The organism is Paenibacillus sp. plas6, assembly GCF_057221655.1.
Genome location: NZ_CM170151.1, coordinates 1693702 through 1717850, shown reverse-complemented (window position 1 = coordinate 1717850; position 24149 = coordinate 1693702). Strand labels below are relative to the sequence as shown.

Below are 24149 nucleotides of genomic sequence, written 5' to 3'. Positions count from 1 at the left end.
AAGGCCTCACTGCAGATCCTGCGGTGGGGCTTTATTTATTCATTACACTTCATAATGTTTTGTGCAGTATTCAGAATTGCGTTTAATTAATTTTTGCTATACGATGGAATAAGTGAGATCGTTTACTGGTAATGAAGGGGGATATATGTATGCCGAAAAAAGTTAGAGTAGCAGATTTAGTTAGACATTTCCAACTAGAAATATTGTCTGGTGAAGACGGACAGAAACGATTAATTACAGTTGATGATTTATATAGACCAGGCTTGGAGATGGCAGGCTATTTTCATTACCATCCAAGTGAGCGCATTCAAATTTTGGGGCGTACGGAAATATCCTTTATTAATATGCTGACAAGCGAAGAACGCAGAGATCGTATGCGTAGAATATGTATGGAAGATACTCCCTGCATTATTATTACGCGTGGCTTAGAAGCGCCTGCTGAACTCATTGAATACTCCAATGAGTGTAATATTCCTGTGCTTAGAAGCTCGATTGCAACAACAATTCTATCTAGCCGTATTACCGACTTTCTTGAGCATCAACTAGCTCCTACAGCAACGATTCATGGGGTGCTTGTCGATGTTTATGGAGTAGGAATACTTATTACTGGTAGCAGTGGAATCGGTAAAAGTGAAACAGCACTGGAGTTAGTAAAGCGTGGTCATCGTCTAATAGCTGATGATGCAGTAGAAATTCGCCAAACAGCAGATGGAAAATTAACTGGTACTGCACCGGAGTTAATTCGTCATTTGCTTGAAATTCGTGGACTAGGTATTATTAATGTAATGACATTGTTTGGTGCTGGTGCGGTTCGTACGCAGAAGCGGATAGGTCTTGTCATTCGCTTAGAGAATTGGCAGCAGGACAAGCAATATGACCGTTTAGGGCTTGATGAGGAAACAACCCAAATTATTGAAACACATGTTCCGCTCGTTACTATTCCTGTTCGCCCAGGCCGGAACTTAGCGGTCATTATTGAGGTGGCTGCTATGAATTTCCGTTTGAAGCGTATGGGTTACAATGCTGCACTTCAGTTCACGAATAAGTTAACTGAAACGATTTCAGACGACATTGATGATAATGACTAAGTTATGTTGCAAAATTAGAAAAAAGGGGCAGTTAATATGTATCGTGTAGTAGAAGACTTTTTGCAAGATTGGCATGAAAATGCTGGAGGAACATTAAACGTTATTAAAGCGATAAGCGATGATAAGCTTAACTTTAGCATTGTTGAAGGTCACAATTCTTTAGGCTGGTTAGCTTGGCATTTAACTAGCGCTGCTGGTTCTATTGCTAAACATGTGATTGGACTTGATGTACCTTGTCCAAAACGTGATGAGCTGATTCCAACAAGCGCAATTGAAATTGCACATCGCTATGAAATCGTTGCAAATGCAATTTTGAAGGAAGTTGAAAAACTTTCTGATGAAGACTTGTTAGTCGAAGTTCAAGGCTTTACTGGACCAACTACGAAAGGGAAAATGCTAGGCAAGCTTATTGAGCATCAAACACATCATCGCGGACAAATGACGGTATTGCTTAGACAAGCTGGCTTAACCGTTCCTCCAGTTGAAGGACCTACTAAGGAAATGACAACCCAACGTTAAAATTTATACAGCACCTCCAAGACTTACAGTTGCTTGATTTCTTGGAGGTGATTTTGTGATTAGGCAATTTACATATGTTATAATAAGCGAAGCTGTATAAAAGTGGAATTTAGTAGAGAAGAAAACCTTTAAAATATTGGGAAGGGTGAAATTCATTGATTGATCCTGTCATTGTGGAGATTGGTGCTTTATCCATTCGATGGTATGGAGTAGTGTTAGCGATTGGCGCTTTAGCAGGACTGCTACTGGCTGTACAAGAGGGGAAACGTTTCGGGATTAAGTCAGACTTTTTTATGGACTTGCTCTTGCTTGGGGCTCCGTCAGCTATTATTGCAGCGAGAATTTATTATGTAGCATTTCAATGGGATTATTACAAAGATAATTTAGGCGATATTATAAAAATTTGGAATGGTGGTATCGCTATTTATGGCGCGATTATCGGTGCGTTAATTTGCGGATTTTTCTTCAGTCGAGCGAAAGGCTATTCGTTTTGGCGAATCGCTGATATTTGTGCACCATCGTTGCTCATCGGTCAAATGATTGGACGCTGGGGTAATTTTTTCAATCAGGAAGCGTACGGTGGTCCTGTTGAAGAGTCTTTCTTACGTGAAACATTACATCTTCCAAGCTTTATTGTAGATCAAATGTATATTGATGGCAGATACGTTCATCCTACATTCCTCTATGAATCGCTATGGAGTTTACTAGGATTAGTAGTGCTATTTGTGATTCGCAGACAACGTTTCTTAAAAGCAGGAGAATTGTTAACGATTTATATTGGTTGGTATTCTATCGGTCGTTTTTATATTGAAGCATTACGTACCGATTCTTTAGCTTTTTCAGGTCCGCAATGGTTAGCTGATTTAATCAACAGTCTATGGGCACCGATGACTGTATTATTTGAGCAAGGTTATCTTGATCCTGCTTACGGCAATATCCGCAGCTCACAATTGCTAGCTTTATTGCTTGTATTAGCTGCGATTCTCTTTATTATTGTAAGAAGAACTGCAGGGTTAGCGACAGAACGATACAATGATCCGATCGTTAGTACAAAGCAAAACTTCGCGAAAGAAGAAAGAGAACGTCAAAGTGAAATTAACGATGCTGTACGCAATAAACAGGAAAATCAAGTTTCAGATGCTGATGCTGCAGCTATTGGTTCGACAGCAGTAATTATGAACAGTGCTACTTCTTCAAATCAAAGCAATCAAAAAAATAATAAGAAGCAAGAAGAGCAAATTGAACGTAAAGATGCAATGGAGCAATCGACTCAAGAAGAGCGAGGAGAAGCAAGCTCGGACGCTAATAATGCTAAAGGTTCAAATAGCGCTGATAACAATAATGATTCTGGCACGCATGATAGCAGTGAAACTGGTGCGAGTTCAACTACCAGTGACAGCTCAAGTGCTGGCTCAAGCGTCAGTGATAGTGGAAGTTCACTCAGCGGCTTTGGCGGAGATGGCGGTGGAGGAGGCGCAGATTAACTTTACAAAAATGATTTAACAAAGTAATTCTGCTGCGTTGCCTGTGCAATTCTTTTCGAGCTTTAAGCATCTATGTTTAGCTAGATATTAGGAGGAAGCAATGAGAGCATACGATACTGTACTATTTGACTTAGACGGAACGATACTTGATACGAATGAGTTAATTATTATTTCTTTTTTACACGCTTTAAAAGGAGTAGCTAAAGAAGGTTTTAGCAGAGAAGATATTATCCCGTTTATGGGCACGCCGCTTGTTGAGCAGATGCAGCGTTTCTCAGGATTAGAACAGGTTGATCATTTAGTTGCTGCTTATCGAGACATTAATTTGCGCCTGCATGATCAATATGTAAAATTATTTGATCAAGTGGAAGAAGTGCTTGCTACGTTACATGCAAATGGAGTAAAGCTAGGGGTCGTTACAACAAAAATGCGACTAACAACAGAGAAAGGTTTAGCCTATACGAATATCGCCCAATATATGGGGGCAGTTATTACGATAGATGATGTAAAGCACGCTAAGCCGCATGCTGAGCCAGTACAAAAAGCAATCGAGGTGTTAGGCTCAGATCCAGCTCGCACACTTATGGTTGGCGACAGTACAGTAGATATCCAATCAGGAATAAATGCAGGGGTTAAAACCGTCGGTGTTGCATGGTCGTTAAAGGGTGAACAGGTGCTGCGCAATGTAGGCGCAGATTATATTATCCATACTATGCGCGATTTATATGACATTGTAGGATTGGAGCGTCGTTAAGATTGCGAAAAGTTACTCGTTATCCAACTGAAGGTCCCAATGCATTGTGGCAAGTATACTCTACCGTAAGTCCTTGGAAGGCAGTAAAAAACTTTATTTTTATTCAGCTTGCTCGTTATTGTCCTATATTGCCATTGAAAAATTGGATATATCGAGTCATTTTAAGGATGAAGGTTGGCGATACAACTTCTTTTGCACTTATGGTGATGGTTGACGTGTTTTTCCCTGAAAAAATTACAGTAGGGAATAACAGTATTATTGGATATAACACGACAATATTAACCCATGAGTATCTAATCAATGAGTATCGTTTAGGTGAGGTAAACATTGGATCTAATGTAATGATAGGGGCTAACTGCACGATTCTCCCGGGGGTTACAATTGGTGATCATGCAGTAGTGGCAGCAGGGTCAGTAGTACATAAAGATGTTGCTCCTTACAGCTTCGTCGCTGGTAATCCATTAGTTGTCATTCGCGAAGGTAAAAGTAATAGTGATCACGAGTAATATTTGCGAAATTATATTTGTCACCAGTTATTTGATAGCCTACCGATCATTCTAGAATTGCTATAAAAAAGTGAATGGTTAGAGAGAAGGGCATTACGCTTTAATCTGTCTAAAGATTAAAGTTGTAGTGTCCTTTTATCATGCATAATGGGGTTCAATAAACGAAAGATATTGAATGAATTGTTGTTAGACTAAGCTTACTTGACTTGAAAGAAGGAGCGTGCTACGATATGGAAAAGTCTTTATTTTATTATCAAGGTAACACGTTAACACTTTACCATATTAAAGTATTAAGGAGAACGGATTATGTCTAAGCCAAAAGTGTTTGAAAAACCAGTAGGGTTCAAGGATTACTTGCCTAATGCTGTTAAAAAGCTGCGTGCGATTGAACACAAAGTACTAAATTGCATGGAAAGCTGGGGCTATGAGCAAATAATGACTCCTACTATGGAATTTTATGATACAGTGGGTGTTGCTAGTGCAACTTCAGATGCAAAACTATTTAAACTATTAAATAATCGCGGTACTACGATGGTATTGCGTTCAGATATGACTACACCAATCGCTCGTGTAGTATCTTCTTTATTAAAGCATGAGGCTTTTCCATTGCGCTTATGTTATCATGCAAATGTATTCCGCTCGATTGAAGAGGAAGCGGGCAGAGAGGCCGAATTTTATCAAACAGGTGTAGAGCTTGTTGGAGATGCTTCTGCGGAAGCAGACGCAGAGGTAGTTGCTCTAGCGATTGCATCCTTAAAGGCAGCAGGTGTAGAGCATTTTAAAATTGCAATTGGTCATGTTGGATTTTTGAATGGAGTGTTGGAGGAAGCTCTTCAAGGTCGTACCGATGACCAAGCAGAATTGAAGCAAATGTTGCTCAATCGTAATCATGTAGGTTATCGTGAGCTATTAAATAAGCTTGATCTTGGGGATGATTTGCGTCAAGAATTGCTAGACTTGCTGCGTTTACGAGGCGGTGAGGAAATTTGTCAACGAGCATTATCGCTAAGCAAAAATGAAACTGCGCGACAAGCGATCGAGCATTTGTGTCAAATTTGGGAAGGACTAAAAGCATACGGAGTTTGTGAACATGTGTTAATTGACTTAACGATGATTAGCGATTTCTCCTATTATACAGGAATGACATTTGAAGGGTACGCTGCAGATCTTGGCTTCCCAGTTGTTAGTGGCGGACGTTACGACAATTTATTAGCTCGTTTTAATCGCCCTGCGCCTGCGACAGGCTTTGCTTTAAAAACAACTCGAATTTTGGAGTTGCTTGGTAATGAAGAATCAGAAGCGGTGCATGGTGAGCATTTATTGATTGCCTATGAACAAGCAAGCAGCAAAGAAGCGCTTCAAGCTGCGCAAGCTTTGCGTGAACAGGGCAAGAAGGTTATTACTGCTAAGGTTAGCGATCAGCAAAGCTGGGAAGAGCTACAAGCCGCTGCTAAAGCCGGTGGAAAAGTAATCTACGGAGGAAGAAGCTTTAGCGGTGTTCAGTGCTATGGTCGTGAAGGAGGACGTATATAATGAGCGGCAAGGATGATACAATTCTAAAGGTAGCGATGCCGAAAGGCCGAATCTATAGACAAGCATCAAATTTATTTAGAGAGGCTGGTATTCCGATTCCTGTTGAATATGAGGATACTCGTAAACTTATGATCGAACTTCCTGATGCCAAGATGGAATTCATTATGGCAAAGCCTGTCGATGTTCCGACATATGTCGAATATGGAGTCACAGACATCGGAATCGTTGGAAAAGATGTGCTGATGGAGGAAAACAAGGATGTTTATGAATTGCTTGATTTAGGCATTGCCAAATGTCGAATGAGCGTTATTGCTTTGCCTGATTGGAAGCCCTCCATCCAGCCGCGTGTAGCTACGAAATACCCAAATGTAGCTTCAGCTTATTTCCGTGAACAAGGGCAGCAGGTTGAGGTTATTAAGTTAAATGGCTCGATTGAGCTGGCACCGATAATCGGACTTGCTGATCGAATTGTTGATATGGTTGAAACTGGTCAAACATTGCGAGAAAATGGACTTGTTGAGCAAACAGAGATTTTTAGCATTACAAGCCGACTAATTGCAAATCGCGTTAGTTATCGTATGAAAAATGAACGCATTCAACAATTATGCGATCGTCTGCAGGAGGCATTAGCTGCAAGAGTAAAAGCATAACGTTTATAGCCGAAAAAGGATGGGGAGAAGCATGAGCATGAAATTGTTGAAGCCAGAGCAGTTTGGCTTAAAGAGAGAAGTAGAATACGGCTCACCTGAACAAAATGCTGCGGTAGAGCAAATTGTGGCAGCAATTAAAAGTGAAGGTGATGCAGCATTAATTCGTTATACTGAGCAATTAGATCGTGTAAGTCTAACAACGGATCGCTTGCGTGTGACAGATGAAGAAATTCAAGCTGCCTACAAACAGGTTGATGAAGCTTTTTTAGTAGCAATACGTGAGGCAGCAAACAATATTCGTCGTTTTCACGAGAAGCAGCTGCGCAATTCTTGGATGGATTTGGCTCCAGACGGAACAATGCTAGGTCAAATCTTACGTCCATTAAAGCGCGTTGGAGTATACGTTCCAGGTGGTAAGGCAGCTTATCCTTCCTCCGTGTTAATGAATGTTATTCCAGCACAGGTAGCTGGTGTGCCAGAAATCGTTATGGTTACACCGCCTGCAACTGGGGGAAAAGAAGGAATTGATCCTTATATTCTTGTAACTGCTGCTGAAGCAGGTGTAAAGGAGCTTTATCGTGTTGGTGGAGCACAAGCGATCGCTGCATTAGCTTATGGTACAGAGACGATCGCACCAGTCGATAAAATTACTGGACCAGGTAATATTTATGTTGCACTTGCTAAGCGTGCAGTCTATGGTGTAGTAGATATTGATAGCATTGCAGGTCCAAGTGAAATTGTTGTATTGGCTGACGATAGTGCAGATCCAGCTTATATTGCCGCAGATTTGCTATCACAAGCTGAGCATGATGAGATGGCTTCTGCTATTCTAGTAACGGACTCCCCTTCCTTAGCTGAAGCGGTAATTGCCGAGGTAGATAAACAGCTTGCCGAGCTGCCACGCTACGAAATCGCTAAAGCGTCAATTGATCAATATGGTGCAGTACTTCTTGTATCGACAATCGAAGAAGGAATTGACGTAGTGAACAAGCTTGCACCTGAGCATTTGGAAATTATGACCGTTGATCCAATGTCACTGCTAAGCTATATCGAAAATGCCGGAGCGATTTTCCTTGGTCCATACAGCTCAGAGCCTGTAGGAGATTATTTTGCAGGTCCAAATCATATTTTGCCAACGAACGGAACAGCTCGTTTTTCATCTCCTGTTAATGTTGATGATTTCTTGAAAAAATCAAGCATGATTTTATATAGCAAGCAGGCACTTATTGCCAATGGACATAAAATTATGACGCTTGCGCGTCACGAAGGCCTTGAAGGACATGCTCGAGCAATTGAGGTACGTCTAAATAAGGAAGGTTAATCAATAGTATTTCATTCAGCTAGCTTGTTGAAAATAGTCGCAAGCTGGCTTATCTTGTTGCAAAGGTGAGGATAAAAAATGACAGACGTAAAGCGCGAAGCGTCAATTATTCGTACAACGAAGGAAACAGATATTAAGCTAAGTTTTGCAGTCGATGGATCCGGAGAAGCAAACATTGTCACCGATGTGCCGTTTCTCAATCATATGCTGGATGCATTTACAAAGCATGGGCAATTTAATTTGTCTGTAGATGCGAAAGGCGACATCGAAATTGATGATCATCATACTGTGGAAGATATTGGGATATGTTTAGGACAAGCCTTGCTTCAAGCACTAGGAGATAAACGCGGTATTAAGCGTTGTGCAAGCGTGTTTGTGCCGATGGATGAGGCCTTGGCGCAAGTTGTTATTGATATAAGCAATCGTCCACATTTTGAGTATCGTGCACAGTACCCTGCTACGCATGTCGGCAGTTTTGCAGCAGATTTAGTGCATGAGTTTTTATGGAAGTTTGCCATTGAAGCGCGAATTACATTACATGTAATCGTGCATTATGGTTCTAATACACATCATATGATTGAAGCTGTATTTAAAGCGCTAGGACGTGCACTTGATGAAGCAACAAGCATTGATCCACGCGTGCAAGGGGTCCCTTCGACTAAGGGAGTTCTGTAATGACTTAGTGCAAGTAGAGAGGGGAACTTTCATAATGATTGCAATTGTAGATTATGGGATGGGTAATCTTCATTCAGTAAGCAAAGCCATTGAACGACTTGGTTATAAAGCGATAACGACAAGCGATGAGAAGCAAATCCTTGCAGCGGATGCAGTGATTTTACCTGGCGTCGGAGCTTTTGGCGATGCAATGGAACATTTGAATGAAACTGGCTTAGGAGAAGTGACGAAACGCTTTGCTGCAAGTGGCAAGCCAATGCTAGGTATTTGTTTAGGGATGCAATTATTATTTGATCAAAGTGAAGAATTCGGACAGCATCAAGGACTTGGTTTGCTTGGCGGAAAAGTAGTTCGTTTTCAAGGGGACTTTAAAATTCCGCATATGGGCTGGAACAAGCTGCAGTTTTTACAGCCATCTCCTTTATTTAATGGACTTGAACCAGGTCATGTATACTTCGTTCACTCTTATCATGTGTTGGTGGACAATAAACAGCATTTGCTTGCGACAGGTGATTATTATGGCCCTGTAACAGCGATTGTAAATAAGGATAACGTTTATGGCATGCAATTCCATCCAGAGAAAAGCGGCGAGCTAGGCATGCAACTGTTACGTAACTTTTTAGCATTAGCTGATCAGAGTCAATAATATTGGTTGCTATGTAGTTTAAGCGATAAGGCTAGTGAATAGATGGGAGGCATTGCAATGTTAGCTAAGCGGATTATTCCTTGCTTAGACGTCAAGGACGGGCGTGTAGTTAAAGGCGTTAACTTTGTTAATTTGCGGGATGCAGGTGATCCAGTGGAGCTGGCTGCGCTTTATGATAAAGAGGGTGCTGACGAGCTAGTATTTCTTGATATTTCTGCATCTGTAGAAGGTCGCGCTACGATGATTGATGTTGTTCGTCGCACAGCTGGTGAAATTACAATTCCGTTTACAGTAGGCGGCGGTATTTCCAGTGTGGAAGATATGACAAAAATACTTCGAGCGGGCGCTGATAAAACAGGAATTAATACAGCAGCAGTGCTTAATCCAGAGCTGATTAGAGAGGGCTCACGTCGTTTTGGCGCACAATGCATTGTGGTAGCCATCGATGCTCGCTTCAATACGGAATGGCAGGATTGGGAAGTATATACTCATGGCGGACGAAAGCCTACAGGAATTCGTGCTTTAGAATGGGCAAGTAAAGTAGAAGAGCTTGGCGCAGGAGAGATTTTGCTAACAAGTATGGATGCAGATGGAACGAAAGATGGCTTTGATATAAGCTTGACCAAGGCAGTTAGTGAACGAGTAGGAATTCCGGTTATTGCATCAGGCGGAGCGGGCAAGGTTGAGCATTTTGCTCAAGTATTTCAGCAAGCAAATGCCGATGCCGGACTCGCTGCAACTATTTTCCATTATAAAGAAATTAGCATCGCTGAAGTGAAAAACGACTTGCGGACAAAAGGAGTAGAAGTAAGATGAATGAGAATGTCATCAAATGGGGAGCTGACGGCTTAGTACCGGCGATTGTTCAGGACGCGCAAAGCAAGGATGTGCTTATGCTTGCTTATATGAATGCTGAATCGTTAAAGCTGTCACAAGAAACTGGCTATACTTGGTTTTGGAGTCGCTCACGCAATGAGTTGTGGAATAAAGGCGCAACTAGCGGACATAAGCAACGTATTGTAAGCTTGAGCTATGATTGTGATGCCGATACGTTGTTAGTTAAAGTTTTACAGGAAGGTCCAGCTTGCCATACGGGAAGCTATAGCTGCTTTACAAAATCACTTCAAGTTGAAGGTGGACAAGAAGCTGCTGAGATTAGTGAAAACAGCAATCGTTTTGCAGCGTTAGCCGAGCTTGAAACGATTGTTGCAGAGCGTTATGCAGAGCGCCCTGAAAATACGTATACAAGTTATTTGTTTAATAAAGGCTTAGATAAAATTCTTAAAAAAATCGGAGAAGAAGCTGCGGAAGTTATCATTGCCTCAAAAAATAAAGATAATGCTGAGCTTCGTGCGGAAGCAAGTGACCTTGTGTTTCATTTGATGGTTCTCCTTCGTGAGCGTGGCTTGCCATTTGATGAAATTTTAAGTGAGCTAAAGCAGAGACAAGGTAAGCCAACAACGAATAAAATGAGATAAGATTAGATTTTGTCGAAAAATAGTATGAATTCATTTTTGAATTCTTGACAAATGCATGTATAATAAGACAAGTAGAAATACTTCGTATATTGTTTTATTGTTTATGAAAATGGTTGAAACGCTCAGGAGGGTATCATGTTAAGCGACAAGGTGCGTATTTTTTCAGGTTCATCGAATCCCGCTCTAGCTCAAAAAATTAGTGAGCATTTAGACATTCCATTGGGGGCGATAAAAATTTCTCGCTTTAAGAGCGGAGAAGTTTACGTACATTATGAGGAAACAATTCGTAACTGTGATGTATTCCTAGTACAGTCGTTGTCTCATCCAGTCAACGAGTATTTTGTAGAATTGCTCGTTATGATTGATGCTGCAAAACGTGCATCGGCTCGTACCATTAATGTAATTATGCCTTATTATGGCTATGCTCGACAGGAGCGAAAAGCGGCGCCACGCGAACCGATCTCGGCAAAAATGGTAGCTGATGTATTGACAACTGTAGGGGCAACTCGAGTGCTAACAATTGACCTACATGCACCAGCAATTCAAGGTTTCTTTAACATTCCAGTTGATCATATGACCGCACTAGATCTTATTAGCGCTTATTTGAAAGAGAAGAAAATTAAAAATCCAGTAGTCGTATCGCCTGATGCTGGACGTGCTTCTACTGCAGAAAAGCTAGCTAACGCGCTGGATACATCGTTTGCAATTATGATTAAAAAGCGTTCTGCACATAATCAATCCAGCATTACTCACGTTATTGGTGAAGTTGAAGGTCAAACACCAATTATTATTGAAGATATGATTGACACAGGCGGCACAATTATAAACGTTGTAGAAAGCTTAAAGGAACGTGGGGCAGAGGACGTTATTGTATGTGCAACGCATCCATTATTTTCTGGAGATGCAATTTCTCGCTTGGATCATCCAAACATTAAAGAAATTGTTGTTACTGATACGATTGCCTTGCCTGAACATACTTCCGAGCGGTTTAAAGTGCTAACAGTTGCTCCGTTATTAGCAGAAGCGACTAAAATTATTATCGATGGTGGATCGATTAGTGTTCTGTTTAAGACGTAAGGCGTGGAACAGCTAATATAGAACTGGAAGCTGTGGAATGACATATATTGTCATCCGCAGCTTTTTTGCTGATATAGTTGTTTATTTAGGGACTGTGCTATAATTGAGCTATGAATAGAAAGTATGGAGGAGGTGCCTTGCAGTTGAAAAAGAATAAGCGTGTTGTTGGCGATCAGCAGGAACTAAGGTTATTGCAATTAGATGCGAACTTTTTTTATGAGCGCGCGATACGCTCGTTGGATAAGTTTCATTATGACAAGGCACTGAAATATTTCCAAAAAGCAGTAGAATATGAGCCTAATAATCCAATTAATTATTGCAATATGGCAGGCGTACTCTCTGAAATTGGAAAATACGGGGAATCAAACACGATATTACAGAAGGTGCTCAAGGAAATTGACCCTGATATGACAGAGTGCCATTTTTATATGGCAAATAACTTTGCTAATATGGAGTTTTTTGAGGAAGCGGAGCGAGAATTACTTTATTATTTGCAAGAGGACGAAGAGGGGCATTTCTTAGAGGAAGCAGAAGAAATGATCCAGTATTTAGAGTATGAGCTTGAACGTCCAACTCCTATTACAAGAGTGAAGGCTAGAGCTGGTGTTTATGAGCATAATCGTGCGCGCGAGCTGCTTGAAGATGGAAAATTTCTTGAAGCTATCGAGCTACTGGAGTCCATTAGTGAAGAGCATCCTGATTTTATTGCTGCGCGCAACAACTTAGCGCTAGCTTATTATTATATAGGACAGGGAGATAAAGCAAAACATGCGATCGAAGAAGTGCTCACACGCGATCCTGTTAATCTTCATGCGTTATGTAATTTAGCAATTTTTTATCACTATGAAGGTAAGCAGGAGGAATTGCAACAGCTTGTGCCTCTCTTAACCAAGCTGGATCCGTTTTATCAGGAGCATTTATTTAAACTTGCTACGACGATGGGGATACTGAAGGAGCATGCAATAGCGCTTCGACATTTTCAGCGCTTAATTAAGCTGGGCGAAGCGAAAAACGATCCGTGTCTCTATCACTTTGCTGCAATTGCCGCATGTAATGCTGGCAAATGGGACATTGCTGAAAAGTACTGGTTAATGCATCAAAGCACGGAAGAAAAGTCGAAGATTGCGAGTTATTTTCTTTTGCTGTTAAACATGCTAAGGCAGGAACCGCTGCAAAGCTCGTTGTCTTACGGCTATTATGAAACAGTCGAAGAGCAAATGGAAGCTTGGGAAAATCAAGCGCGCGAACGCGGAACTGAGCTTGATCCCAAAATATGGCGAGCATATTTGTTCTGGGCGATGGATTATAGCAATCGCGAAGGAAAGCTAAAGGCAATTTATCATTTACCGAATTGTTACAATGAAAAAGTGGCACAGCGCTTAGGTGAATTTTTACTAAAAAGCGATGAAGACGACTATTTGAAACGTTTAGTGATGTATTCACTTCGTTCGCTTGGAATGAAGGATGCTTTTGAGGTTATGTTGTCAGGGAAGCTGTTGCAAGTCCCAGCAGATCGCGTACCTACGTTAGAAACAAGCAACCTTATGTACAGCGATCCATTATGGGAACAGGTTGCTGAATTGACACTGAAAATGACAGCAAAACGTTATAACGTTATTCAACAGCATGATATGATTACATTATGGATTAATTTTCTTTCCAAAGGTTATTTAACGATGGCGAAGCCAAGCAAAATTGAAGCTTGGGCAGCAGCACTAGAGTATTTGGTTGCTAAATTATATAATCAGCCAATTACTTATCATGAAGCTGCATTACGCTATGGCACAAGCATTACGACTGTTAGTAAACGAGTGAAAGAGATCGATAAGGTACTAGCGGTAAAATGTAAGATGAAAGATGTACCATGGATTGTTGATTATCGTCAAATGTAGAAAGGCGATGATGTACGGAGGACTATTGTTTTGCATTGCAGCAAGCAGTCTTTTTTTCCGTCCTTTGCTATGTTCTAGGCTACTAGTGGCAAGCTTGACCGCAAACGTTGGAACGCTTATAGTTGAAATGAATCTTTTAGTAATATTTGTGTTCTGAAAAATAGAACAGCACATTAAAGAATGAGGTGCATTGTCAATGTCTGAAAAGATTTATGTCGGTGTTGATGTTGGTGGAACCACGATTAAATTAGGACTATGTAACGCAGAAGGTGATCTGCTGCAAACTTATGAAGGGCCAACAGGGGTTAGTGAAGGTCCAGATACTATACTTCGTAACATTGCATCTTATGTTAGACAGATTGTTAAAGAATCATCTTATGCATGGGAGCAAGTAGCTGGTGTAGGAATCGGTATTGCTGGTTTTCTTGATATTCCAAATGGGGTTATTAAGCATTCTCCAAATTTGTATTTAAATAATGTGGATCTTAAAGGCTTTTTGGAAAAAGAACTCAATATACTAGTAAAAGTAAATAATGATGCGAACGTTGCTGCGCTTGGTGAAGCATGGGCTGGAGCAGGTCGCGGAATTAAAAACTGCGTAATGTATACATTAGGCACAGGTGTAGGCGGCGGCATCATTGTTGATGGAAAAATTGTAGAAGGTTTTCAAAGTGTTGCAGGTGAGCTTGGTCATATGGCGATTGTTCCAGATCTTGAAGCCATTCAATGCGGCTGCGGCAAACGTGGATGTCTAGAAACGGTGTCTTCAGCAACTGGTATTATTCGTATGGCGGAAGAAGCTGTAGCTCGCGGAGATCGTACATCGCTTTCTAGCGTTGAGAAAATTATGGCTAAAGATGTACTTGATGCTGCTAAGGCTGGAGACGAAGTGGCTACACGTATTGTTTCACGTGCCGCTTACTATTTAGGACGTTCTATGGCTATGATGGCGATTATTCTAAATCCAGAATGTTTTATTATCGGCGGCGGAGTTGCTAAGGCCGGCGAGTTTTTATTTCAACAAATTCGTGAAGTATTTGATAAATATACACAGGATGTATCAAAAGAAAATGTTAAGATTATTCCAGCGGTGCTTGGTAACAATGCAGGTGTAGTTGGAGCAGCAGGATTAATTTTAAGAGGATAGTAGGTGTTGCTTATGAAAACAGCAACGAATTTATCACAGCTTGTTATTATTACTGGTATGTCTGGTGCGGGAAAGACAATTGCAGTGCAAAGCCTGGAGGATCTAGGCTTTTTCTGCGTGGATAATTTACCGCCTGTTCTCATTCCAAAATTTGCTGAACTAATTGAACAATCCGATGGTAAAATTCGTAAAGTTGCATTAGTTATTGACTTGCGAGGTCGAGAATTTTTTACAGCACTTTCTGAATCAATTCAGTATATGAATGAGCATCATACAATTAATTGCGAAATTTTATTTTTAGATGCAAGTGATGAAACATTGGTGAGACGATATAAGGAAAGCCGTCGTCGTCATCCAATGAGTCAGGAAAGCATGCCGCTAGAAGGAATTCGTGCTGAACGAACGTTGCTTGAGGATTTAAAAGGAAAGGCAACGCTTATTATCAACACGACTGATTTAAAACCGTCAATGCTAAAGGAACGTCTTGTCAATCATTTTGGTCAAGCACAGCATAAAGCATTAACGGTGAATATTACGTCATTTGGTTTTAAATATGGTATCCCGCTTGATGCTGATCTTGTGTTCGATGTTCGCTTTCTACCCAACCCGCATTATATTGATAATCTACGTCCTTTTACTGGTCAGCATCCCGAAGTTTATGATTATGTTATGCAATGGCCTGAGACACAAACGTTTCTCGCTAAGCTTGTCGATATGTTGGAATATTTGATTCCACAGTATGAAGAGGAAGGTAAGAGTCAGGTTGTAATTGGCATCGGCTGTACTGGCGGTAAACATCGCTCAGTAGCAATTTCTGAATACTTAGGGAAGACATTGAAATTAAGGGCTTCTGAACAGATGCGCGTTAGTCATCGTGATTCAGAGCGCGATAGGACATAATGAGAGGGGAGAGCAGGCTCATCGTGCAAAAAGTCGATAGACGTCCGAAAATAGTAGTAATTGGCGGTGGAACAGGGCTGTCAGTTATGCTGAGAGGCTTAAAGGAGAAGCCGCTAGATATTACTGCAATTGTGACTGTTGCGGATGACGGAGGCAGCTCTGGTATACTGCGCAATGAGTTGCATATCCCTCCACCCGGCGATATAAGAAACGTATTGTCTGCGTTAGCAGATGCAGAGCCATTGCTAACGGAGGTTTTACAATATCGCTTTAAGACAGGATCAGGACTAGCAGGACACACACTTGGCAATTTGATGCTTGCTGCTATGACAGAAATTGAGGGAGATTTTGTAACCGGAATTAAGCAGTTGTCACAGGTACTGGCTGTACGTGGCAGAGTGCTACCTGCAGCTAATCGTGCGATCGTTTTAAAAGCAGAAATGAGCGACGGTACGATCGTTACAGGAGAGTCGATGATTCCAAAAGCTAATGGCTCGATAAAACGTGTATTTTTAGAGCCGCAGGATGTAGAGGCACTGCCAGAAGCCGTTGAAGCGTTAGAGCAAGCTGATGCCATTCTAATCGGTCCAGGCAGCTTATATACGAGTATTATGCCTAACTTAATTGTACCTAAGCTTGCACAAACGATCGTTGAATCGAATGCAGTAAAGCTGTTCGTTTGTAATGTGATGACGCAGCCAGGTGAGACAGACAATTATACAGTTAGTGATCATTTGGATGCTATTTACGATCATATTGGTCATCATTTGTTTGATTATGTCATTGTGAACAATGGTGAAATACCGGAGCATGTGGAGAAAAAATACGCGGAATTAGGCTCGAAAGCGGTACATCTCGATATTGATGAGGTAACTAAGCGAGGTTATCAAGTCATTGCAGATCAGCTTGTGCTCTTCCGCACATTTTTACGTCATGATGCTGAACGGTTAAGTCATCATATTTATAAACTGGTGGAAAACTGGATGTTAAGAAAGAGGTGAGAAGGATGTCTTTTGCGGCACAAACGAAAAAGGAACTGACAATGGTCGAAACGGAACCTTGCTGTGAGCGTGCTGAGCTCGCTGCATTGATTCGGATGAACGGCTCTGTCAGCTTATCCAGCCGCAAGGTAGTCTTGGATATTTCAACCGAAAATGCTGCAATTGCTCGCCGAATCTATACACTGATAAAAAAACACTTTGCTGTACATGTAGAACTGTTAGTACGTAAAAAAATGCGACTTAAAAAAAATAATGTGTATATCGTACGGATGCCAGAGCGAGTACAAGATGTCTTAACCGACTTGCATATTGTGTCCGAAGGATTCATGTTCAATTCAGGTATAGACCGTAGAATCATTCGTAAAGGCTGCTGTAAACGAGCATATTTACGAGGCGCATTTTTAGCAGGAGGATCAGTGAATAATCCGGAAGGATCCTCATACCATCTTGAAATTTCATCAATGTATGAGGAACACTGTAAGGCATTAGTTGAGTTAGCGAATCATTTTAATTTGAATGCCCGCTGTATTGAACGTAAGAAAGGTTTTATTTTCTATATCAAGGAAGGCGAAAAGATTATCGAGTTACTTAATATTATTGGAGCGCATCAAGCGTTGTTTAAGTTTGAGGATGTACGTATTATGCGCGATATGAGAAACTCTGTAAATCGAATCGTTAATTGTGAAACAGCGAATTTGAATAAAACAATTGGTGCTGCGGTAAGGCAGATCGATAATATTAAATTATTGCAGAAAGAAATCGGTTTAGAAAATCTACCTGAGAAAATACGTGAGGTGGCGGAGATTCGCCTGGCGCATCCTGATCTTAACTTAACCGAGGTTGGCGAAATGCTAAAGGTTAAGGTAAGCAAGTCTGGTGTTAATCATCGATTACGGAAAATTGATGAAATGGCAGAAAAAATAAGGAATGGCGCAACTTTATCCTAGTAGAATTAGCTTAGTAATGGTATAATATCTTATACAGCTTAAAATGAACGATTATTATCATTTTTGACTTAATATATAGGGGGTATGTATTACATGGCAAGGCTTCCAGTAGTTGTTCGTCTGAAAACAGGTTTACATGCTAGACCAGCTGCTTTGTTTGTACAAGAAGCGAACAAATTTTCCTCCGAGGTTTTTGTGGAAAAAGACGATAAAAAAGTGAACGCGAAGTCAATCATGGGTATTATGAGTCTCGCTATTAGCTCAGGTACTGAAGTTGTTATTAGTGCTGAAGGCTCTGATGCAGAGCAAGCGGTTAATGCTTTAGTTGCACTAGTAAGCAAAGAAGAACTGGAAAACCAATAAGTTGTTTTCGCACATATAAGGCCGCCTGTTAACGTAACGGGGGGCCTTTTGTGTTGCTCTGGATTTTTGCGTCTTCAGTTATATACATCGCTCCATTATATGAAACATATTGTCAAAGCCTAAGAATGTTTATTATATGGTGGCGTTGTTGGGCTTTTCGTTTATCTGCATTTATTTCTAGGATGGACTTTCTGGTAAATGGAATTTATCGAATTCGTAACGCGAAGTGAGGTGTATTCAGATCGTTCATTATTACTTTGTGTGGGTTCTCCTATTAGGAATTCTAATATACGCTTGGATAAAAAAAGAAAAGATTTATCTAATTCCAGCTGTGCTCACAGGGATTTTTTTAATAATACTAAACTTAGACATTTCTTCAAATATTAAAGTCTGGACAATCATTGGTTTAACTTTGCTTTTCTTTATAGGTCTTATTATTTATGGTGTTATAGACGTGAAAAGAAAATGGAAATGAGTTCAGGCTTAGGTGACTAGTACATCATTTCTACTAAGAAACGTCTAGCTTGTCAAGTAATTACTGACAGGCTAGACGTTTTTAATTTGATCTGTTTTATAAAATGCTCATCGTTGACTTATATTAAATAATACTTATTTCGCTTCGAGATCAAGCTCTAAGCTAGCGATCAGTTCTTTTAACTTATTCGCAGATTTTTCAAGCAGCGCTTGCTCCTCTGCGTTTAATGTAAGATGTAGCGCTTCGCGTACACCAGTGCGGTCTACGACGCATGGAATTCCTAAGTAGACATCAGATATGCCATTGTAATTATCAAGCAGCGTTGATACGTTAAGTACTGCGCCCTCATCATCAAGAATCGCTGTTACGATGCGATCGAGTGCTAAGGCGATTGCATAGTAAGTTGCTCCTTTTGCTTCGATAATTTCATAAGCAGCGTCGCGAGTTTGGGTAAAGATTTTTTCTTTTGTTTCCTCGTCTAGCTTGATATCAACGCCGGCTATATTTGCTAAGCTCCATACAGGAAGCTCAGAGTCGCCATGCTCACCGATAATATGCGCGTGAACGCTGCGCGGATCGATTTTCAGCTCCTTGCCAAGCAGATAACGGAAACGTCCGCTGTCTAGCAATGTGCCAGAACCGATTACACGATGTACTGGCCAGCCAGATTTCTTTTGTGTAATGTACGCCATAATATCAACAGGATTAGTAGCGATCAGTAAGATTGCATCTTGGTTATATGGCAAAATCTGTTTAATAATTGAATCAAAAATTTCAGCATTACGCTTTAATAGATCAGTTCTTGTCTCACCTGGGCGTTGAGCTGCCCCTGCCGTAATAATAATAATATCTGCGCCTGCGCAGTCCTCATACGTGCCTGCCCATAACTTAGCGCCGCCAATATAAGGCATACCGTGATTCATGTCCAATGCGTCCCCTGCAGCTTTCGCATGATTCGCATCAATTAAAACCAATTCATTTACTCGATTGCGTAGCATTAATGTATATGCAGTAGTTGATCCGACGAAGCCAGCACCGATAATGACAACTTTTCTGTTAGATTTCATTCATTATTCCTCACTTTCTTTAATAAATGGCTTGTTAATATATAAGTAAAACATAGCCATAAATACGATGCCGCCAATAATATTGCCAATCGTAGCCGGAATTAAATTATGTAAAATTTGCCCAGCTGTAAATGCATCCCAGCCCTTTGCCGCAATAGAAATGGCGAACACAGACATATTTGCAATGCTATGTTCAAACCCTGCGATAAAAAAGCTAAAAACTAGAAAAATCATAATAAACATTTTTGCTCCGTCAGTTTTCATTTTGTATGGAACAAAAAAAGCAAGGCATACGAGCCAGTTACAAAGAATTCCTCTGAAAAAGATCTCGTCAGTAGGCAAAGAAGCTTTTTTATGAGCGGTTTCGAGCAAGAAAGCATGGATATGCTCACTAGCAAATAGTCCAGTTCCCCATGCGAGGCAAGCAAAAAGAATAGCCCCACACATATTTCCAAAATAGCTAAAGCAAAGCAACTTTGCAGTTTGAGACCAGCGCATTTTTTTGCGAAGTGTACGATAGCTATAATAAAAGGTATCTCCGGTAAATAAATCTCCTCCGCCAAAGTAGATCAAAATAATTGCGATACAAAATGTTAATGCTGCTGAAGGATAAGTAAATGGCGAATTCAGTTCGTAAAAATAATTTGCCGTTTTAAAGGCAACAATTACTCCGAAGCCTATAAACATACTGGCTAACATAGAACGCATAAAGTATCGCAGTTTACTTTGTTCATAGATTCTTAATTTTTTTGCTGCGAGCTCTTCTATATGGTGTAGTGCATCTAGTTCCATGATTTTCTCCCCCACAACCTGTAATGTAACAATAATAATAGATGGGTCGATTCAATTAGTAAGTGATAAAAATCACGCACCCATATTTTCCATTAATTTATATTAGGGGAAACAAGCTGGTAATTTTTGTTTAAAACAAAACTGTCGTTATCCATTGCAGGCAGCGGATACGACAGTCTAAAAGAGCGAGCTTACTTAAATTAATACGTAATACGAGTTTTAGTTAACACGTTCAATTACTTTATCAATTAACCCGTATTCAACAGCCTCATGAGCACTCATGAAGTAATCACGATCTGTATCTCGATTAATTCGCTCGATTGGTTGACCTGAGCGTTCTGCTAATATGGTGTTTAACTTTTCACGCATTTTAATAATTCGTTTAGCACGAATTTCAATATCACTTGCTTGTCCTTCTGCTCCACCAAGCGGTTGATGGATCATGACTTCACTGTTTGGTAAAGCAAATCGTTTACCTTTAGCACCTGCGGCGAGCAGGAATGCGCCCATTGATGCAGCCATACCAACACAGATTGTAGATACATCAGGCTTAATGTACTGCATTGTATCGTAAATTGCCATACCTGCAGTAATCGAGCCGCCAGGGCTGTTAATATATAGATGAATATCTTTTTCAGGATCCTCTGCTGCTAGAAACAATAGCTGAGCAATAATAGAATTGGCAACGACATCATTGACACCTGATCCAAGCAAAACGATGCGATCTTTTAACAAACGAGAATAAATATCATAAGAACGCTCTCCTCGATTGCTTTGTTCAATAACCATAGGTACAAAGTTCATTACTAACCAATCCTCCTATACTTTAGTATGTGTATTTATCATAATTGAATTTTGATTAAAAGTCAAAGAAAGTCAAACTTTTTATTTTATCAACAGCTTTTCCGCTTAAACTTCATATTAAACATGCACTTAAAAATCAAATTTTAATGTCTGCATTTGCGTTGACTACTTTAAAAGGTACGGCAATTAAGCAGATGAACAGTGGATGGAAGATTGCTTCTCACTCAAAATTTAAGTTCAGAGCAGTATGAGGAGAATTTCTGTAAGTAATTATATTCATCATGCTGATCAGAATTACACGGGGTTTGACAGTAGGGCAACAGCCATAAGCATATTTGAGCTATCACAAACAAAAAAAGGAGAGTTTAGGCTTGAACATGATGCTGTTCAATACGAAAACGCCCTCTGTTGCGAAACAGAGGGCGTTTTCGTTTATATGACAACGTACAACGTACAATTAATTCAATCCTAATTCGTAATTTTAATGGCGCGCCCGCTAGGAATCGAACCTAGATCTCAGGCTCCGGAGGCCTGCGTCATATCCATTGGACCACGGGCGCAGCTATTATATTGTATTTGAAATTTGCGGCAGAAGCAAGAGTTTCTTATAAGATCTCTAGTTTTTGTCGATTATGAGAACGAAAATATTGGATAAGCTTATAGGTAGGAGCTGTAACTAAACCACATCTCTAAAAATTATTGTAGGATTAACGTTTGCACTTTAAATCAAAGCTTGCTATGCCATAAAAAATTCGTTAAAATAGAAGTGGGACGAAAATAATACCACAGGGACAAAAAGAGTCCCGATAGGTTTTGATTTACCCTTTACGTTGACTCGTACCGATGGAGTGATGGTATTCATGAGACAGCTTATCGACCTGCAGAAGCTGCTAGTACCTGAGCTTTTGGAAGTGATGAGGAAACGTTACAAGATTCTGCAACAAGTTATGCTTGCAGGAACAATCGGTCGTCGCGCACTTGCTAATGTGCTTGGAATGACGGAGCGGGTTCTACGAGCGGAAACAGAGTTGTTGAAGGAACAAGGCTTGCTCATTATTTCAGCATCAGGCATGTCGCTTAGCGATGAAGGTAAGAAAGTACTTGAAGAGTTAGAGCACCTTGGTCCACTTGTGTTCGGTAACTCGGAGCTGGAAATAAAGCTACAGGACATGTACGGCTTACAGCAGGTTATTGTAGTACAAGGTGATGCTGAGCATTCTGAAGCAGCAAAACGTGAGCTCGGACGTGCAGCTAGCTTGCTATTAAAACGAGTAATAAAATCAGGCGATGTGATCGCTGTTTCTGGCGGAACATCGACAGCTCAAGTTGCAAAATATATAAGCTTGCCAAGCTCCATTAAAAATGTTTTATTCGTACCTTCACGCGGTGGTTTAGGAGAAAGCCTTGATTATCAAGCTAATACTATTGCTTCCATGATGGCTAAGCGGACAGGCGGACAATATCGCTTGCTTCATGTGCCGGAAAATATTAGTGAGGAAGCTTATGAATCAATAATGCAGGAGCCTTCTATAAAAGAAATTGTAGAAGTTATCCGTCATGCAAGAATTTTTATTCATGGTATTGGTGACGCTACTGTAATGGCAAGGCGAAGAAAAACCGATCCAGATGAAGTGCGTGCAATGGTTGCAGAAGGGGCATTAGCTGAGGCATTTGGTTTTTATTTTAATCGACATGGTGAACCTGTCCATAAAATGAAAACTGTAGGTATGCGGCTTGAGGATATTATGAATATCCCGTGCGTAATAGCAGTTGCTGGTGGTTCTAGTAAAGCAGAGGCAATCGATGCCATTATGCGATTTGGTCGCAATTACGCATTGATTACTGATGAAAGTGCAGCACGAGAAATTATTCGTATGCATGAAGCAGGTAGGCATCATGACGAAATGTAAATTTTTACAGTCGTCTTGAACATATTTAGTTTTACAAAAAAACAAAACTTAGGAGGAACTTACTCATGATTAAAGTAGGTATTAATGGTTTTGGGCGTATTGGTCGTCTAGCTTTCCGTCGTATTCAAAATGTAGAGGGCATTGAAGTTGTAGCAATCAACGACTTGACTGATGCTAAAATGCTTGCTCATTTGCTAAAATATGATACAACTCAAGGTCGTTTCAACGGCGAAGTTGAAGTTCATGATGGCTTCTTCAAAGTAAACGGTAAAGAAATTAAAGTTCTTGCTAACCGCAACCCTGAAGAACTTCCTTGGGGCGAGCTTGGTGTAGATATCGTGCTAGAGTGCACAGGTTTCTTCACAACTAAAGAAGCTGCTGAAAAACACCTTAAAGGTGGAGCGAAAAAAGTTGTTATCTCTGCTCCAGCTACAGGCGATATGAAAACTATCGTTTACAACGTTAACCATGACATTCTAGATGGTTCTGAAACAGTTATCTCTGGTGCTTCTTGTACTACTAACTGTCTAGCTCCTATGGCTAAAGTTCTTAACGATAAATTCGGTATCGTTTCTGGTCTAATGACTACTATCCACGCTTTCACTGGCGACCAAAACACTCTTGATGCTCCGCATCCAAAAGGTGACTTCCGTCGTGCGCGTGCAGCTGCTAATAACATCGTACCTAACACTACTGGTGCTGCTAAAGCAATCGGTCTTGTTATCCCTGAACTAAACGGTAAACTTGACGGTGCAGCACAACGTGTTCCTACACCTACTGGTTCTCTAACTGAGCTAGTGTCTGTACTAAACACTAAAGTAACTGCTGAAGAAGTTAACGCTGCTATGAAAGCTGCTGCTAACGAATCTTTCGGTTACACTGAAGATCAAATCGTATCTTCTGATATCGTTGGTATCACTTACGGATCTCTATTTGATGCAACTCAAACTAAAGTATTAACAGTTGGCGATCAACAACTAGTTAAAACTGTTGCTTGGTACGACAACGAAATGTCTTACACTTCTCAATTGATCCGTACACTTGAACATTTTGCAAAATTGATTAAATAATCATTGGCAATATCATAGAGCGGAAACAACGATATTGTTTCCGCTCTTTA

23 protein-coding genes, 1 tRNA gene and 1 pseudogene are annotated in these 24149 nt (G+C 40.5%); 21 read left to right on the top strand and 4 right to left on the bottom strand.

Annotation, left to right across the window (positions count from 1 at the left end; genetic code table 11):
• Positions 1–149: 149 nt before the first annotated feature.
• The 19 genes and pseudogenes from hprK (at position 150) to AC2TDL_RS07530 (ending at position 17981) form a co-directional block, all read left to right on the top strand.
• On the top strand, positions 150–1088 hold the full coding sequence (gene hprK / locus AC2TDL_RS07620; RefSeq protein WP_484699911.1) for an HPr(Ser) kinase/phosphatase: 939 nt from the start codon (positions 150–152) through the stop codon (positions 1086–1088).
• A 36-nt stretch (positions 1089–1124) separates the two neighbouring features.
• On the top strand, positions 1125–1607 hold the full coding sequence (locus tag AC2TDL_RS07615) for a DinB family protein (RefSeq protein ID WP_484699909.1): 483 nt from the start codon (positions 1125–1127) through the stop codon (positions 1605–1607).
• A gap of 155 nt (positions 1608–1762) precedes the next feature.
• A pseudogene (gene lgt, locus AC2TDL_RS07610) lies at positions 1763–2848 on the top strand (prolipoprotein diacylglyceryl transferase); the annotation flags it as partial.
• Between the two features lie 343 nt (positions 2849–3191).
• Positions 3192–3845: a pyrophosphatase PpaX gene (ppaX, locus tag AC2TDL_RS07605; protein ID WP_484699907.1), complete on the top strand. Its 654-nt coding sequence runs from the start codon at positions 3192–3194 to the stop codon at positions 3843–3845.
• Positions 3846–3847: 2 nt separating this feature from the next.
• The gene (locus tag AC2TDL_RS07600; protein ID WP_484699905.1) at positions 3848–4351 is read left to right on the top strand and encodes an acyltransferase; all 504 of its coding nucleotides are present in this window, start codon (positions 3848–3850) and stop codon (positions 4349–4351) included.
• Positions 4352–4657: 306 nt separating this feature from the next.
• Positions 4658–5884: an ATP phosphoribosyltransferase regulatory subunit gene (locus AC2TDL_RS07595; RefSeq protein WP_484699903.1), complete on the top strand. Its 1227-nt coding sequence runs from the start codon at positions 4658–4660 to the stop codon at positions 5882–5884.
• Entirely contained in the window at positions 5884–6534 is a 651-nt protein-coding gene (gene hisG / locus AC2TDL_RS07590; protein WP_484699901.1) for an ATP phosphoribosyltransferase, read from the top strand. Before AC2TDL_RS07595 ends, hisG begins: the two co-directional genes overlap by 1 nt.
• Positions 6535–6571: 37 nt before the next feature.
• Positions 6572–7855: a histidinol dehydrogenase gene (hisD, locus tag AC2TDL_RS07585; protein ID WP_484699898.1), complete on the top strand. Its 1284-nt coding sequence runs from the start codon at positions 6572–6574 to the stop codon at positions 7853–7855.
• A 78-nt stretch (positions 7856–7933) separates the two neighbouring features.
• Positions 7934–8530: an imidazoleglycerol-phosphate dehydratase HisB gene (hisB, locus tag AC2TDL_RS07580; RefSeq protein ID WP_484699894.1), complete on the top strand. Its 597-nt coding sequence runs from the start codon at positions 7934–7936 to the stop codon at positions 8528–8530.
• Between the two features lie 34 nt (positions 8531–8564).
• The gene (gene hisH, locus AC2TDL_RS07575) at positions 8565–9176 is read left to right on the top strand and encodes an imidazole glycerol phosphate synthase subunit HisH (RefSeq protein WP_484699892.1); all 612 of its coding nucleotides are present in this window, start codon (positions 8565–8567) and stop codon (positions 9174–9176) included.
• 57 nt (positions 9177–9233) lie between these two features.
• Positions 9234–9992, top strand: coding sequence for an imidazole glycerol phosphate synthase subunit HisF (gene hisF, locus AC2TDL_RS07570; protein ID WP_484699890.1), 759 nt, complete (start codon positions 9234–9236; stop codon positions 9990–9992).
• Positions 9989–10654 carry a bifunctional phosphoribosyl-AMP cyclohydrolase/phosphoribosyl-ATP diphosphatase HisIE gene (hisIE, locus tag AC2TDL_RS07565; RefSeq protein WP_484699886.1) on the top strand — a complete coding sequence of 222 codons (666 nt, stop codon included), beginning with the start codon at positions 9989–9991 and terminating at the stop codon, positions 10652–10654. Before hisF ends, hisIE begins: the two co-directional genes overlap by 4 nt.
• 135 nt (positions 10655–10789) lie before the next feature.
• The gene (locus AC2TDL_RS07560) at positions 10790–11731 is read left to right on the top strand and encodes a ribose-phosphate diphosphokinase (RefSeq protein ID WP_484699882.1); all 942 of its coding nucleotides are present in this window, start codon (positions 10790–10792) and stop codon (positions 11729–11731) included.
• A 143-nt stretch (positions 11732–11874) separates the two neighbouring features.
• Positions 11875–13623 (top strand): tetratricopeptide repeat protein, encoded by a 1749-nt coding sequence (locus AC2TDL_RS07555; RefSeq protein WP_484699878.1) that lies wholly within the window; start codon positions 11875–11877, stop codon positions 13621–13623.
• Positions 13624–13819: 196 nt separating this feature from the next.
• On the top strand, positions 13820–14770 hold the full coding sequence (locus tag AC2TDL_RS07550) for an ROK family glucokinase (protein ID WP_484699874.1): 951 nt from the start codon (positions 13820–13822) through the stop codon (positions 14768–14770).
• 12 nt (positions 14771–14782) lie between these two features.
• On the top strand, positions 14783–15670 hold the full coding sequence (gene rapZ, locus AC2TDL_RS07545) for an RNase adapter RapZ (RefSeq protein WP_484699871.1): 888 nt from the start codon (positions 14783–14785) through the stop codon (positions 15668–15670).
• Positions 15671–15693: 23 nt separating this feature from the next.
• Positions 15694–16671, top strand: coding sequence for a gluconeogenesis factor YvcK family protein (locus tag AC2TDL_RS07540; RefSeq protein ID WP_484699869.1), 978 nt, complete (start codon positions 15694–15696; stop codon positions 16669–16671).
• Between the two features lie 5 nt (positions 16672–16676).
• Entirely contained in the window at positions 16677–17618 is a 942-nt protein-coding gene (whiA, locus tag AC2TDL_RS07535; RefSeq protein WP_484699865.1) for a DNA-binding protein WhiA, read from the top strand.
• A 93-nt stretch (positions 17619–17711) separates the two neighbouring features.
• Positions 17712–17981, top strand: coding sequence for an HPr family phosphocarrier protein (locus tag AC2TDL_RS07530; protein ID WP_484699861.1), 270 nt, complete (start codon positions 17712–17714; stop codon positions 17979–17981).
• A gap of 609 nt (positions 17982–18590) precedes the next feature.
• Here the strand turns inward: AC2TDL_RS07530 and AC2TDL_RS07525 are convergent.
• The 4 genes from AC2TDL_RS07525 to AC2TDL_RS07510 form a co-directional block, all read right to left on the bottom strand.
• Positions 18591–19523: an L-lactate dehydrogenase gene (locus AC2TDL_RS07525; protein WP_484699858.1), complete on the bottom strand. Its 933-nt coding sequence runs from the start codon at positions 19521–19523 to the stop codon at positions 18591–18593.
• Positions 19524–19526: 3 nt separating this feature from the next.
• On the bottom strand, positions 19527–20315 hold the full coding sequence (locus AC2TDL_RS07520) for a formate/nitrite transporter family protein (protein WP_484699856.1): 789 nt from the start codon (positions 20313–20315) through the stop codon (positions 19527–19529).
• 219 nt (positions 20316–20534) lie between these two features.
• On the bottom strand, positions 20535–21119 hold the full coding sequence (gene clpP / locus AC2TDL_RS07515; RefSeq protein ID WP_484699853.1) for an ATP-dependent Clp endopeptidase proteolytic subunit ClpP: 585 nt from the start codon (positions 21117–21119) through the stop codon (positions 20535–20537).
• A gap of 485 nt (positions 21120–21604) precedes the next feature.
• Positions 21605–21679, bottom strand: a tRNA-Arg gene (locus AC2TDL_RS07510).
• A 291-nt stretch (positions 21680–21970) separates the two neighbouring features.
• On the opposite strand from AC2TDL_RS07510, the gene AC2TDL_RS07505 reads away from it, so the two are divergent.
• On the top strand, positions 21971–23029 hold the full coding sequence (locus tag AC2TDL_RS07505) for a sugar-binding transcriptional regulator (RefSeq protein WP_484701100.1): 1059 nt from the start codon (positions 21971–21973) through the stop codon (positions 23027–23029).
• Positions 23030–23094: 65 nt separating this feature from the next.
• The gene (gap, locus tag AC2TDL_RS07500) at positions 23095–24099 is read left to right on the top strand and encodes a type I glyceraldehyde-3-phosphate dehydrogenase (RefSeq protein ID WP_484699851.1); all 1005 of its coding nucleotides are present in this window, start codon (positions 23095–23097) and stop codon (positions 24097–24099) included.
• Positions 24100–24149 lie beyond the last annotated feature (50 nt).